The sequence below is a fragment of the Kitasatospora sp. NPDC017646 genome (assembly GCF_044329365.1).
Taxonomy (GTDB): Bacteria; Actinomycetota; Actinomycetes; order Streptomycetales; family Streptomycetaceae; genus Kitasatospora.
Genome location: NZ_JBIRJC010000051.1, coordinates 25691 through 39659, shown reverse-complemented (window position 1 = coordinate 39659; position 13969 = coordinate 25691). Strand labels below are relative to the sequence as shown.

The following is a 13969-nucleotide window of genomic DNA, read 5'->3' as shown; positions in this document are numbered from 1 at the left end:
AACGGTTCGACTCCCTGGCGCACGCCCGCGAGTGGATGGAGGCGTTCACCTCCTACTACAACCACGAACACCGGCACTCCGGGATCGGCCCGCACTCCCCGGCCTCCGTCCACTTCGGCACCGCCGACCTGGTCCGCGACCAGCGGGCCGCCACCCTCTCCGAAGCCTACGAACGCCACCCCGAACGCTTCCCCCGACGCCCCCGCCCGCCCGAGATACCCCGCAAGGTCTGGATCAACGACCCCGCACGACGACGCGAGCCCGCACCACAAAGCTCATAGCGTCACAACCGTCTCACTTGACTTGACATCTTCCCGTGCTCACCGCCTCCACCGTGCGCCGCTGGCGATCACCCGGGCCACCGGCCTGCCGCACGCCGTGCCTTGCCCGTTGCCGTCGCCCGCCGCGCGCATCCGCAGCCGGCTCCCGGACGGCGTCGGCCAGTTACCCGGCGACCTGCCGGAGGTTTCCCTGCTGCGGCACCTGCTCCTCGGGGACTGGCGCGGTGGTAAGCACCGGGCTGACGCGGAGTACCAGCCGCAGCACCTCGGGATCGCGCCGGGTCTTGGTCGGGCTAACTTGCTAGCATGCTAGCCAACGAGTTAGCCTGGTCTCGTGGGCGATGAGGAAGTCAAGCAGTTCAACGTGTACCTGCCGATCGGGCTGATCAAGCAGGTGAAGTACCGCGCCATCGAGTCGGGCATGTCGCTGTCGGCACTGGTCGCCGAGGCGCTGCGTGCCTACCTCGACGACGCCCATGGGCAAGAGTGCCAATCGACCGAGAAGGAGGCCTGACATGGCGACCGAGGGAATCGAGGCCCTGTTCCTGGAGACCCACAACTGGGGCAAGGCGGCACGTTTCTTCCAGGCGCTGGGCTACGACCTGGAGTTCGAGACGGGCCACAGCTCCGGCCAACTCCGCAACGGCGACGGTCCCTACGTCTTCATCGCGGAGGTCCCCGAGGACCGGGAGCCTCCGGTGCAGGTCGTGCTTAAGGTGCCGGACGCGGACGCGTTCCGTGCCGATCCGTCCGTCGAGGTGGTCACGCCGTTCGAGGACACCCACTTCGGGACCAGGTTGATGACGGTCCGCGACCCCGACGGGCGGCTGTGGAGCCTCCAGGCTCCGGTCAAGAACTGACTGCGACGGAGAAGGGGAACACCATGGCAGACGAAGCGACCGCGGCGCCGGACGGCACCGCGGTGCGGACCGCCCTCTGGCGGTCGATGCACGTCCAGGTCGACCGGCCGCCCCACGTGTTCGAGGACGAGATCGGCCTGGAACTGGCGGCCCCCGACGGCGACTGGCGCCACCGGCCCGACATGGACCCGCACCTCACCAGCGGGTTCCGGGCGGCCATGGCAGCCCGCGCCCGGTTCATCGAGGACCTGGTCATCGAGCAGGCCGACCGCGGCGTCACCCAGTACGTCATCCTGGGAGCCGGGCTGGACACCTTCGCCCAGCGCAGGCCGGAGACCGCCTCCCGCCTGCGGGTCTTCGAGGTCGACCAGCCCGGCCCGCAGGCGTGGAAGCGCCGTCGGTTGGTCGAACTGGGCTACGGCATCCCCGACTGGCTGCAGCTGGTGCCGGTCGACTTCGAGGCGAGCGAGGACTGGCTGAAGAAGCTGGTTGCCGTCGGCTTCGACCCCGGTCGGCCGGCGTTCATCGCGTCCACCGGCGTCACCATGTACCTCACCGAGGACGCCACCGCGGCCACCCTGCGCCAGATCGCCGGGCTCGCCCCCGGCTCCACACTCGCGATGACCTTCCTCCTGCCGCCCGACCTGCTCGACGAGGCCGACCGCCCCGGCCTGCGGGCGAGCAGGGAAGGTGCGCGAGCGTCCGGAACGCCGTTCATCAGCTTCTACACCCCGAAGGAGATGCTGGCCCTCGCCCGCGAATCCGGTTTCGCGGACGCCCGACACGTGTCGGGGGCTTCGCACGCCGGGCGCTACTTCGCCGATCGCACCGACGGCCTTCGCCCGTCGACCGGAGAGGACATGCTGCTCGCCACCACCTGACCCTCGTCGACCTGTCGAATCGGGCAAGGACGGTCCAGCCAGTCGTCCGCCTCGGCGGCGGCCCGGGACCCGACGGCGATGCCGTTGGGTCCTTTCATCACGTGGCCTCACCGACCAAGCAGCAGAGTGCCGGGGAAGGGTCCTCGACACGCATCAAGAAGGGGCCACGTTCATCCGTACGTGGCTGGGGACGTTCAGCTGTACGCCGACAGCTCTGCTCGGCATCGCCAGAACAGTGCCTAGCGGCGAGGCAGAGGGACGATGCGCTTGACGCCGTCGCCCTGCCCTTCGTCGGAGATCAGCACTGGGAACTCACGGCTGACCATACTCATCTCACGACGGAGGCGCTGAAGCTCGTCGTCCTTGGCCGCGAGAGCGGACAGCAACAACTGGTGACGCTCCTTGAGCTGGTTGAACTCGCTGTGGGTGCGGGCGAGTTTGCTGGTGAGCCGCTGGTTGAGGTCCCGCAGGCGCGCGATGCGGGCCTCGCGGGGGTCGGGTTGATGCCCGGAGGCCCAGGCGGCGGCCCGACGTTGCTCGAACTCGTCCTTGAGGTGGCCCCAGGTCCGGTAGAGCGAGGTGCGGGAGATGCCGGCCTCGCGGGCGAGCGTCTTGACGTCGCAGGGCCCGCCCTGCGGAATCTGCCCGCCCAGCAAGCGGTCGATGGCCGCGCGGATCCGCCGCTCGATTTGGTCGCGCTGGTCCTGGCTGAGCGCCATGTCATTCGGCCTTTCCGGACGCCTTGTCGATCTCTTCCAGGACGCGCGTCGAGCGATCGTGCTCGGCTCGAAGCCGTTCCTTCTCCCCGGCCGGGATGCGGGGACTGTGTGGGTGCCGATTGATCATCCGGCCTGGTCAAGCGGCATGTTGGTACTCATGGAGGATTCCACCGAGTCGGTCTCGTCGGCGGACTTCCAGTCGTGGGATGTGCGCTGGCAGGTTGATCGGTTCGGGTAATGGGCGCAGGGGCGCGGCTTGCTTCAGTGTTCGGTATGGCCGGTGCTCGTTGTAGTGGGTCTCGAACTCGCGGAGTGCGTGGAGGAGGTGGCGCTGGTTCCAGATCAGGGTGCGGTCGAGGAGCTCGTGTCGGCAGGTCTGTATCCAGCGCTCCATGATGGAGTTCATCCGGGGTATCTGGATGCCGGTAGTGATGACCTCGAGTCCGGCGTCGGTGAGTAGGGCGTCAAAGGCGGCGGTGAACTTGGCGTCGCGGTCCCGGATCAGGAAATTGGTCCTGCTGCCGGCGTCTTCCAGGTCCATGAGGAGGTTGCGTCCGAGCTGCACGATCCACTCTGCCGTCGGGTGTGCGGTGGCGCCCAGGATTCGGAGGCGCCGGTGAGTGCTCGATGGCGGCAAAGATGTACAGGCGGGCCCCGGTCAGGGTGCGGGTCTCGAAGAGGTCGCAGGCAAGCAGTGCCTCGGCTTGGCTGCGCAGGAAGCCGGCCCAGGTCGTGCTCTGTCGTTCGGGTGCGGGTGGAATGCCGTGTTCCTTGAGGATCTCCCAGACGGTGGAGGCGGCGACCTTGATGCCGAGGGCTGCGAGTTCGCCGTGGATGCGGCGGTAGCCCCACGAGCCGTTCTCGCGGGCGAGGCGCAGGACCAGTGCGCGGATCGAGCGGACGGTGGGCGGGCGCCCGCGGCGCTTCGGCACGCAGGTCGCGGCGTGGCGCCGTTTGAGCAGGTCGCGGTGCCATCGTAGGACCGTCTCTGGGCGGACCAGCAGCAGGAGGCGCCGCAGCTTGTCGGTGGGGAGGTGGTGGAGCAGGCCGGCGAGGAACGCGCGGTCGGTGGCAGTGAAGGCGGGCTTGCCGACCCGGCGCTGCAGGACGAGGAGTTGGTGCCGGAGCGCGAGGATTTCGATGTCTTTCTCACGATCGCTCATCGGCAGCAGGCGCAGGAGCGTCAGCGTGTTGGTCGCGGCGAGGTAGGTCAGGCGCAGCAGCAGGACAGATCATGATGCGCTGATGCCCGTGTAGATGAAGGCCCCGGGCGAGCACGAGCATGGCCGGAGACCGGCGATCAAGGCTGCGACCTGGACAGATGATTTATCGGCACCCGCACTGCCGGGTCGAACTCCGCGCCGAGAAGAGCTCGGTCCCGGAGACCACGACGACCTCCTCAACGGTTACGAGAGCCAGGTGGGAGAAGGCCGTCCAGAACGCGCTGTAGTCACACGGACGTTGATCATCCCATGGCCAGGTGACGTACCGTCATCGCTCCACAGAGAGTGGATCAGAACCAAGGATCTTGGCCGCTGACACCGGGGGTCATCAAGGTTTCCGTTGGAGACCTTGATGACCCATCAAGGTCTCTGGTGGAGACCTTGATGGTCGGCCCGGGCCGGGTTGCTGACCGGGTTGCGGGCGGGTTGCGAAATTCGCCCGCAACCCGCTTTGACCTGCGCCACCACGTTGGACACCTACAGCGAGGCGTCCGCCTCGCCGGGGCGGACGGCGTCGGAGCGCAGGCCGGCGGCCGGGCGGTCGCCGCGCGTCGTCAGCAGTCCGAGCAGCGCGACGATGACGATCGTCGCGCCGAGGCTGATCCATCCGGTCCCCAAGTTCAGGCCGTCATGACGCGACTGGGACAGCCAGTCGGTGATCGAGGCGCCGAGCGGACGGGTGATGATGTAGGCGGACCAGAACGCGGCGACGGTCCCCAGACCCGCCCAGCGGTGCGCGGCGGCCGGGACTGCGATGGCGATGGCGAACACCACGGTCGAACCCAGGTACCCCAGGTGCAGCAAGTCGGCTGTCAGATCGCCGGCGACGGTTCCGAGCACGAAGGTGGTCATCACCATCGTCCAGTAGAAGCGTTCCCGGCGCGGAGTGGTGATGCTGTGCACATCCAGGGTTTTCTCCTTCGCATGCCACCAGACGAAGACCACGGCGAGCACTATCAAGCACCCCGCCGTCGTCACCAGGTACGGAAGACCGGCCAGGTAGGTGAGAGCGTCGGCGACCATGGTGCCGAAGATGGCCACCATGGTCACGGCCGACCAGTAGATCCAGATGCGGTAGCGGTCGGTGCGGAATTGGGCGATCAGCGCCACCGTGAACGCTATCGCGCCGCTGCCCAGGGCGAGTCCCGGGTTCAAGTGGCTAACCAGGAAGTCCGAGAAGGTCTCACCCATCCCGGTGGTGAGGATCTTGACGACCCAGAACAGGGCCGTGATTTCCGGGACCTTGACGGCGAGCCGTCCCGCGGACGCGGCGGCAGATGTCCGAGCGCCGGGCGCTGCGATACGCATGATGATCCGTTCTCTCTGCTCAGTCGCTGGTAAGAAGGGCACACAGCGAGCGGTGACGTCCACAGGGGGACGATGGTGCGGCCTGGCCGATACCGAAGACGCGTTCGGCCGTGCGGTGGCGGATCACGTCTGTCGGCCGTCGGGCAACGGACGTGATCCGCTGGAAGGCGACCTGCGGCCGGGATCCTTCGGTGTTCGCCTGGGTGATCGCCCGTCAGCAGACTTTCGTCCACGCGGATCGAGCGCGGGACCCGCCCGAGCGCCTCGCGTCCGGATCACCGATGCCGTTCGGGTCCGGCCAGGGCCGGCCCATCCTCGTCAGCGCGGTCTGGGCCGGGGAGCCGGGGATGGATCCGCTGTTCTGGAACGATCCGTGGAACTCCACTCCCAGGCCGACGACGGCCCCGAGGACGAACAGCCAGCCGACCGTCATCGTCCGCCACCGTTGAAAGCCGAAGGCGCCCAGCCGGTACAGGAGCGAAGCCATGACCCAATCCCTTTCAGATACTGGAAGTGACAACAGCGATCCTCACCGGCCCGCTTGACGGCCAGCCCGCGCTGCGCTTGACGGTTGTCTGACGGTCCGTCGCGCCCTTCGTGTGCGGTACCGCCCGACGTCCCGAACGCTCCGGCCCCTGGGCCCGGAGCGATCCCGGCGTCCGACGGGGAAGCGCGAGTGGATCACCCCCGGGGTCCGGCACCGGTCCTCGAAAGAACCCGCGCCGCCCCGGCATGAGCGCGGCGACAGGATGGAACGTCGTAGATCCGCGAGCGGTCCGGCGCGGAGTCCAGGGCGGAGTCCAGGGCGGAGTCGACGAACCGACGACCGGTCCTTCCGGTCGCGCCGACCACCGTGGTGCGGTCCCGGCCCAACTCGTGACTGAACAACTGTTGGCGAGATGAGTAAACAAGTGTAGGTTATCGCTGTCAAGGCGGCGGAGACCTGCGGGGTGAGCAGCCGTGCTGAGAAGTTCGCGCAGTTCGGCGGCTGATGTCCGTACCGTGGATCGGCGGGCAGGTCCGGTTCCCGCGATCCGCCGGGGTCGACCCCGATCCCGCGTCCGCCCCCGCCTACGATCCGTCAACTGCGCGGCACGCCATTCGACGGAATCGGCGAGCTGCGCCAGCGCTTCGTCGCCGAGGCGACCAAGGAGGTCTCCTGATGGCCCTGCACCGACTCAGCTCGGTCACGATCGGCGTCCCCGACCTGGACGCCACGACCCGGTACTACGAGGAGTTCGGGCTGACCCGCGAGGACGACGGCTGGCTCTCCACCGCCGACGGAGGCCGCCAGCTCCGCCTCGTCGCCTCACCCGCCCGCCAGCTCGTGGCGCTGTCGATCGGCGCGGAGAACCCCGACGACATCGGCGCTATCGAGTCCCGGCTGCGCCGACTCGATCTGAAGGCGGACACCTCGGACACGCGCGTCGCCGCCGTTGAGCCGATCACCGGCGTACAGGTCGAGGTGACGGTCACCCCGCGCATCGAGCAACCGGAGGCGCCGACGACGGCGTACAACGGGCCGGGCCGCACGGACCGCGGCACCGGCCGCGCCCCGGGGATCCTGCGCGAGGGCAGGGTCCGTCCGCGCAAGCTCGGACACGTCGTCATCGGCTCGACGGACCGGGAGGCCAGCCAGCGCTTCTTCGCCGAGGGCATCGGCCTGAAGATCAGCGACGAGGTACCCGGGCTTTCCTCGTTCATGCGCTGCTCGACCGAGCACCACAACATCCTGGTGTCAAGCGCGCCCGTCAACTTCGTCCACCACACCTCGTGGCAGGTCGACGACGTCGACGAGATCGGCCGCGGCGCCACGGCGATGCTGCGGGAGCACCCCGAGCGCCACATCTGGGGTCTGGGACGCCACCACGTCGGCTCGAACTTCTTCTGGTACCTCAAGGACCCGGCCGGCAACTTCTCCGAGTACTACTCCGACATGGACTGCGTCGTCGACGACGCGCTGTGGAAGCCCGGGGTCTGGGAGGCAGCCAAGAGCCTCTTCAGCTGGGGCCCGCCCCCTCCCCCCTCTTTCCTGCAGCCCGAGGACCTCGCCACGCTGATGGCCGGCACCCACTCGGCCCGCTGACGTTCACCCACCTGGCTTTGTTCACGTTCAGCGGCTCTGGCTCAACTACTGGATGCTGTTGGTGATCTCTAGGTGGGGAGCCTTCGGCAGAGCTGCTGGAAGTGGCTGGGTGGTCGAGGCGGCGATGCTGGTGTAATGCCTGGTGGGAAGTGTTCGCTGAGACGGATGATGTTGGCCCCGGCAGCGGTGAGCACGTGCTGGACATGCGTTTCGCCAGGCCGCGGTAGTGGCAGTGCCGCAGGCCGTGCGCGTGGACCGTTTCGGAGACGGTGAGGCGGAATCCGGCCGGCCGTCAATGCACTCGGCACCATCACTCGTCGCTACACCGACGACGCGGACCGAGGGCACAAGCTGGTCACGCTTCTCGCCAACCACTCTGGCCGCGGCGCACCACGAGAAGAACGCTCGCTGATATCCGCTGCTTCGACCGGAGATCGCGCGGCGGCTCGGGACGGATGCGTCTGACGCCGCCGAACCGCGCCGCATTCGCTGATCGCGGCCGCGCTCGGGTGCGTCGACGCCACTCTCGCAGCGTGGGCCGCTGATTCCGCGATCACACCGGGAGGCATTCTCAAGCGCCCACCGCCGCATACACCCCAGGCGACCCATCGGCTTCGGCGCCGAGGACTACAAGGGCCGCAACATCGTGGAGACGAGCACGCCGCAGTGCAGCGGAAATCCACTGATGGACGCGCCGCCAGGCGGGGGTTGATGGTCAGTCCCGCGGCGCGGTACCGGTGCGCTGCGCGTTGAGTCGGACGGTGACGGTGGTGCCGGCGCCCACAGTGGACTCCACCGAGACCTGACCGTGGTGGGCATGGATGATCGCCTCCACGATGGCCAGGCCCAGGCCGGAACCGCCGTAGGCGCGGCTGCGGCTGGCCTCGGCACGCCAGAAGCGCTCGAAGACGCGCGGCAGGTCCTGGGGTGCGATGCCGGGGCCGTCGTCGGCCACCTCGACCTGGACGCGTCCGGGGGTGGTGGTGACGGCGACCTGCACGGCGGTCTGTGCCGGGGTGTGCTGGACAGCGTTGCCGACGAGGTTGCGCAGCACCTGCTGAAGGCGGGCGGTATCGCCGGTCACCTGGGCGGGTCCACCGGCGGTCAGCGTGATGCTGCGGTCGGGGTAGATGACCTGCGCGTCCTCCACCACACTGGCGGCCAGCGCGGTCAGATCGAGAGGGTCCTGCTCGATGGGCCTGCCGGCGTCGAGGCGGGCGAGCAGCGAGAGGTCCTCGACCAGCAACCGCATGCGGCCGACCTCGTTCTCGATGTGGCCGAGGGCGGTCTCCAGCCGCGGCCCGGTGAGTCCGCCCTGGCGGTGCAGGTCGAGCCAGCCGGAGATGGTGGACAGCGGAGTGCGCAGTTCGTGCGAGGTGTCCGCGGCCAGCGAGCGGACGGTGGCCTCAGCGCGGGCCTGTGCGTCGAAGGCCCGGTTGACAGCTTCGGCCAACTGGTCGGTCTCGCTGCGGTTTCCGCGAAAGGGAAGGCGTTCGGTCAGGTGTCCTTCGGCGATGGCGTCGGCGCTGTCGGCCATCTTGGCCAGCGGCCGCATGCCCAGCCGTAGCACGAGGACGGCGAGGGCGAGCAGCAGGACCAGAGCGCCGGCGACGATGGCCAGTTGGCGGGCGATCAGGGCGTCGGTGGTGGAGTCGTCGACGGAGGTGTCGATGGCCAGGATGAACGCGGCCGGCTTCACGGATTCGCCCGCCTTCTCCAGGGTGATGCCGGGGCTGGGAATGCGGATGGCGCTGAGGTCGTCCAGGCCCTCGATGTTGTCGTAAGCGACGACGCGACCCACTGGGACGGCGGCGGTGAGGCGTACCAGCGCTTGGGGGGCGAGGTCGGCCGCTCCGGTGGACATCAGGATCCGGTCGTGCCCGTCGACGGCGATGCTGCCCAGCGGCGGGCCCACCAGAGCGGAGAGCTGGTCACCGTTGGCGACCTGGGGACCCTGCGCGATGACGGCCCGCATACGGGCGGCGGTGTCCTGCAGGGTGCGGGCGTAGCGTTTGTGGAGGAAGTCCTCCAGCAGCAGCGCGCTGGTCACCGAGCTGGCCGTCAGCCCGGCCACGAGCAGTATGGCGAGTCCGGCCAGGATGCGCAGTCGAACGCTGGCGCGGGACAAGTGCAGGCGGCCGTGGAGGCCGGCGAGGTTCATCGGGCGGCCTGCTGTCGGAGGGTGTAGCCGACGCCGCGCACGGTGTGCAACAGCGGGGTGCGGCCGTGGTCGATCTTGCGGCGGAGGTTGGAGACGAAGCGTTCGACGACGACCGAGTCGCCGCCGAAGTCGTACTGCCAGACGGCTTCGAGGATCTGCGATCGGGACAGCACCTGGTTCTGGTGGGACATGAGGTGGTGCAGGAGCCGGTACTCGGTGGGCGACAGGTCGATGACGTCGCCGCCGCGGCGCACCTCGTGGCGCAGGTCGTCGATCTCCAGGTCGGCGCAGCACAGTGTCGACTCCTCCGCGGTGGGCGGGCCGCCTCGGGCCCGGCGGAGCAGTGCCTGGAGGCGGGCGCCGACCTCGACGACGCTGAACGGCTTGGTGACGTAGTCGTCGCCGCCCAGGCGCAGGCCGCGAACCCGGTCCTCCACCGCGTCACGTGCGGTGAGGAACAGCACGGGGACTGTGATGCCCTGTTCCCGCAGAAGCTGAAGGATCTCGAAGCCGTCCGCCCCGGGGAGCATGACGTCCAGGACGATGACGTCGGGCGAGCGGCGGGCGACCTGGGTCAGCGCCTCGGTCAGGTCGCCCGCCACGTCCACGGTGAATCCGGCGAAAGTGAGCGCGGAGATCAGCAACTGCCGGATACCAGGGTCGTCGTCGATGACCAGGACGCTGTCGGGGCCTTGGCCGGCGTCGGCAGGGACATCCCTGACACTCATCTGCGCTCCTTGAGTTGGGACGGCGGCCTCCCGCTCCCCAATATCGGCGGAATTGTTCACCGTGCCACGGACTCGCTCTCCCGATGGGGCCCGTCGAGTGCTGTCGCGGGCACCTGGTCGAGCTTGACGTTGTCGCCTTCGACGTCCAGGTGCGGCAGGATGCGGTCCAGGCGGCGCGGGATCCGCCAGGCGCGGTCGCCGAGCAGAGCGAGGACCGCGGGCACGAGGGTCATCCGGACCAGGAACGCGTCGACCAGGACGCCGAAAGCGAGTGCGAAGGCGATCGGCATGACGTCGGGGTCCTCGCCGAACAAGAAGGCGACGAAGACCGTGATCATGATCAGGGCGGCGGAGGTGACCACCCGTGAGGCGTTGCGTGCTCCGACGGCGATCGCACGGAGGGCGTCCTTGCGATGGCCGTAGTTCTCGCGGATCGCGGAGACGAGGAACACCTCGTAGTCCATGGCCAGGCCGAAGAGCACTGCCATGACGATGATGGGGGCGAAGCTGGCGACCGGGCCGAGACTGGGCACGCCCAGCAGTCCGGACAGCCACCCCCACTGGAAGACGGCGACGGTCGCGCCGAAGGCCGCGCCGACCGAGAGCAGGAATCCGACGGTGGCCTTGACGGGGATGGCGATGGACCGGAAGGCGATCATCAACAGCAGCAGGGACAGGCCCACGACGACGACTGCGAACGGGATCAGCGCGCCGCTGAGCTTGGTGGAGACATCGATACTGACCGCGGTCTGGCCGGTGACGGCAACATAGCTGCCGCCCTGCCGGGCGATTGGTGCGGTGGCCGTGTTCAGACGGGAGACCAGATCGCTGGTGGCCTGACTGCGCGGGCTGGTGGTCGGGGTGACCTGGATACGTGCGGCCGCCCGGTCCTTCGCGATTTCGATCCCGCTGATGTCCGCAATGCCGTGTACGTCATGCAGTTTCTTCTCGACTGTCGTGGCTGTGGCCGTGGCGTTGTCGCCCTCGACCAGGACAATCAGCGGGCCGTTGGCGCCGGGGCCGAAGGCACCGCTGATCGTGTCGTACGCCTGGCGGGTGGACGTCGACTTCGACCACGACCCGTCGTCGGTCAGGGCCGTCTCCAGTTGCAGAGCGGGGGCGGCGGTCGCCAGGAGCCCGACGGTCACGACGATCAGATTGCGCACCGGGTGCCGCAGAACACCGCCCACCCACCTCGTGCCCATGGTCGCCTTGTCCGGGTGGGCGGCATGGGCCGCCCGTGAGCCCGGCTTGGGAATGAGCCTGCGCCCGAAGGCGGCCAGCAGGGCGGGCAGCAGTGTCAGCGCCATGATCACGGCCATCGCGACGGCGCCCGTCGAGGCCAGGCCCATGGAGGTCAGCATCGGCACACCGGCGACCGACAGCCCGGCCAGGGCGACGAGCACGGTCGCCCCGGCGAACACGACCGCGCTGCCCGCGGTCGCGGTGGCCCTCGCCACCGATTCCCTGACGGGCATGCCCCCTGCGAGCTGCGACCGGTGACGCGAGACGATGAACAGCGCGTAGTCGATGCCGACCGCAAGACCGAGCATGATCGCCAGGGTGGGGGCGTTCTTGGAGATTCCGACCACTGAGGACAGGCCCAAGATTGCCATCATGCTGCCGACCACGCCGAAGACAGCGGTAAGCAGCGGCATCCCGGCCGCCAGCATCGAACCGAAGGTGATGAACAGGATCGCCAGGGCGACGAGGATGCCGATCAACTCGGTCGCCGGGGACGTCGGCGGCGCGAAGGCGTCACCGCCGTACACCACCTTCAGACCGGCCTTCTCCGCGGAGGCCCCGGTGGCCTTCAGAGCGTCCAGCGTGCCGGCCGGGACGTCGCTGTCCTTGGCCGTCGTGAAGGTCACATCGGCGACCGCGGTCCGACCGTCTGCCGAGACCGGACCGCCCTTGAAGGGATCGCCGACCGAGGTCACACCACTGACGTGACCGGCCGCCGTGAGGCCGCTCTGCAACGGTTGCCGCAGCGCGCGCTCGGTCAGCTTGTGACCAGGCGGCGCCTGGAAGACGACCCGCGCGGACTGCTTGTCCGGGTCCGGCCAGTGCTGGTCCATCTTCGTCAGCGCGGTCTGCGCCGGGGAACCGGGGATGGAATCGGTGTTCTGGAATGAGCCGGGGAACAGCAGTCCCAGGCCGACAATGGCTGCCAGGGCGACCAGCCATCCGATCAGCATCGTGCGCCACCGGCGGGCACCGAAAGCGCCCAGCCGGTACAGGAACGTAGCCATGACCAAATCTCTCATCAAGTGGTGGAAGTGACATGACTGATGCTGGTCGGGACACTTGACGGCCGACTAACCCTGTGGTTGACGGTTCCTTGCCGGTTTGGGCGAGACGGCGCGGTGCGTTCGCCGACGCCTGCGAACGAGACGGGGAAGGAGTATGAGCGCGGTCGGCAGCAGTGCGGACACCGCTCGCCACGCTGCGTTCCGCTGCGCCAGCCGCTGCAACACCCGACGCCGCACCTCGCCTCGGACAATGCTCCCCGATCGTCGACGGGAACGCGCCCTTTGCATCCTCACCCACCGACGCACCCTCAGGGCTTCCGGAGCAGCACACGGGATGGATGGCCACGCCCCGACGACCCCGAGGTCCCTGGGCACAGAACCCGGCGTACAGCCCGCCTCGTCCACCGGCGGCCGTGGTCACGGCGGGGCGACCGTTGCCGCCCTCAGCGCCTGATGCCTGCACCCGGCCTCGCCATCAGCACACCCCTAATGATCAAGGAATGTTGCGACAAGCGTCAGCCTCGATCGTTCGTGAGCCGTCGTCGGGTCGCTGACGACTCCGTCCGTGTGTGGTGCGGATGTTCCGAGGTCGGGGCAGGCTGAGGGCTTCGGCGGCCGTGCACTCCTCGACCGCGATGACTATGCCCGCCGTCCGCCGTCGACCGACAGCGCGATCCCGGTGATGTAGGACGCGGCGTCCGAGCAGAGCCAAACTGCGGCTGCGGCGGCCTCTTCCGATGTGGCCATCCGGCCGAGTGGGGTGATCGCCTCCTGCATCGCGATCAAGTCGGTGCCGGCCGCCACCCTTTCGAAGCCGGGTGTACGGGTCGGGCCGGGGCAGACGGCGTTGACGCGGATGTTGTGCGGCGCGTAGTCCACGGCGGCGACCTTGGTGAGCCCGACGATGCCGTGTTTGGCTGCCACATAGGCGGGGGCGGTCGGGATTGCGTACAGGCCGCCGTTGGAGGCGACGTTGACGATCGCGCCGCCGCCGCGGCTGCGCAGGGCGGGCAGCTCGTACTTCATGCAGAGGAAGGTCCCGCCCAGGTTGACGTGGGTCACGCGCTCGAACTCCTCCAGACTCATTTGGTCGAGCTGCCGGTGGTGCGAGTCGAGGCCCGCGTTGTTCACGGCGAAGTCGAGGCCGCCGTACGTCTCGACCGTGCGTTCGACGGCCGTCCGCACCGCGTCCTCGTCGGCGATGTCGACGCTGAGTGCCAGTGCCTCTCCGCCGTCCTTCCTGATCATTTCGGTGGTCTCGACGGCTGTTGCCTCGTTGATGTCGGTGACGGTGACGGTGGCGCCCTGCCGGGCCAGCTCGATCGCTGTCGCGCGGCCGATTCCGCTTCCAGCACCCGTCACGAGTCCGATTTTTCCTGAGAAGTTGCTCATGATGACCTTCCGATGCAGTTACTCGCACCAGGCGATGCCTAATTCGCCCGGGCGACCTTGTTTCGGGGTACCGCGACG

12 protein-coding genes and 2 pseudogenes are annotated in these 13969 nt (G+C 68.6%); 6 read left to right on the top strand and 8 right to left on the bottom strand.

The features are described 5' to 3' along the window. The 4 genes and pseudogenes from ACH4J0_RS38075 to ACH4J0_RS38060 form a co-directional block, all read left to right on the top strand. A pseudogene (locus ACH4J0_RS38075) lies at positions 1-281 on the top strand (IS3 family transposase); the annotation flags it as partial. A gap of 334 nt (positions 282-615) precedes the next feature. Beyond that, positions 616-795, top strand: a complete 180-nt coding sequence (locus tag ACH4J0_RS38070; RefSeq protein WP_280685940.1) for a CopG family transcriptional regulator — start codon at positions 616-618, stop codon at positions 793-795. Position 796: 1 nt separating this feature from the next. Beyond that, positions 797-1141 carry a VOC family protein gene (locus tag ACH4J0_RS38065; protein ID WP_396245773.1) on the top strand — a complete coding sequence of 115 codons (345 nt, stop codon included), beginning with the start codon at positions 797-799 and terminating at the stop codon, positions 1139-1141. Between the two features lie 23 nt (positions 1142-1164). After that, positions 1165-2022, top strand: coding sequence for a class I SAM-dependent methyltransferase (locus ACH4J0_RS38060; protein WP_396245772.1), 858 nt, complete (start codon positions 1165-1167; stop codon positions 2020-2022). A gap of 239 nt (positions 2023-2261) precedes the next feature. Here the strand turns inward: ACH4J0_RS38060 and ACH4J0_RS38055 are convergent, their stop codons facing one another. Beyond that, the gene (locus ACH4J0_RS38055; RefSeq protein WP_396245771.1) at positions 2262-2741 is read right to left on the bottom strand and encodes a hypothetical protein; all 480 of its coding nucleotides are present in this window, start codon (positions 2739-2741) and stop codon (positions 2262-2264) included. 136 nt (positions 2742-2877) lie between these two features. After that, positions 2878-3745, bottom strand: a pseudogene (locus tag ACH4J0_RS38050) (integrase core domain-containing protein). Positions 3746-3775: 30 nt separating this feature from the next. Between ACH4J0_RS38050 and ACH4J0_RS38045 the strand changes: the two are divergent. Continuing rightward, positions 3776-3979: a hypothetical protein gene (locus tag ACH4J0_RS38045; protein ID WP_396245775.1), complete on the top strand. Its 204-nt coding sequence runs from the start codon at positions 3776-3778 to the stop codon at positions 3977-3979. A 462-nt stretch (positions 3980-4441) separates the two neighbouring features. Here the strand turns inward: ACH4J0_RS38045 and ACH4J0_RS38040 are convergent, their stop codons facing one another. After that, the gene (locus ACH4J0_RS38040; RefSeq protein ID WP_396245770.1) at positions 4442-5335 is read right to left on the bottom strand and encodes a hypothetical protein; all 894 of its coding nucleotides are present in this window, start codon (positions 5333-5335) and stop codon (positions 4442-4444) included. 151 nt (positions 5336-5486) lie between these two features. Beyond that, entirely contained in the window at positions 5487-5759 is a 273-nt protein-coding gene (locus ACH4J0_RS38035; RefSeq protein ID WP_396245769.1) for a hypothetical protein, read from the bottom strand. Between the two features lie 675 nt (positions 5760-6434). On the opposite strand from ACH4J0_RS38035, the gene ACH4J0_RS38030 reads away from it, so the two are divergent. Beyond that, on the top strand, positions 6435-7358 hold the full coding sequence (locus tag ACH4J0_RS38030) for a VOC family protein (protein WP_396245768.1): 924 nt from the start codon (positions 6435-6437) through the stop codon (positions 7356-7358). Between the two features lie 715 nt (positions 7359-8073). Here ACH4J0_RS38030 and ACH4J0_RS38025 read toward each other — a convergent pair. From ACH4J0_RS38025 to ACH4J0_RS38010, 4 genes are all read right to left on the bottom strand, one after another. Then, complete coding sequence (locus ACH4J0_RS38025) at positions 8074-9519, bottom strand: sensor histidine kinase (protein ID WP_396245767.1); 1446 nt, start codon at positions 9517-9519, stop codon at positions 8074-8076. Further along, positions 9516-10247 carry a response regulator transcription factor gene (locus ACH4J0_RS38020; RefSeq protein ID WP_396245766.1) on the bottom strand — a complete coding sequence of 244 codons (732 nt, stop codon included), beginning with the start codon at positions 10245-10247 and terminating at the stop codon, positions 9516-9518. The genes ACH4J0_RS38025 and ACH4J0_RS38020 overlap by 4 nt, the downstream gene beginning before the upstream one ends. A gap of 56 nt (positions 10248-10303) precedes the next feature. Next, positions 10304-12499 (bottom strand): MMPL family transporter, encoded by a 2196-nt coding sequence (locus ACH4J0_RS38015; RefSeq protein ID WP_396245765.1) that lies wholly within the window; start codon positions 12497-12499, stop codon positions 10304-10306. Between the two features lie 639 nt (positions 12500-13138). Further along, positions 13139-13891, bottom strand: a complete 753-nt coding sequence (locus tag ACH4J0_RS38010; RefSeq protein ID WP_396245764.1) for an SDR family NAD(P)-dependent oxidoreductase — start codon at positions 13889-13891, stop codon at positions 13139-13141. Positions 13892-13969 lie beyond the last annotated feature (78 nt).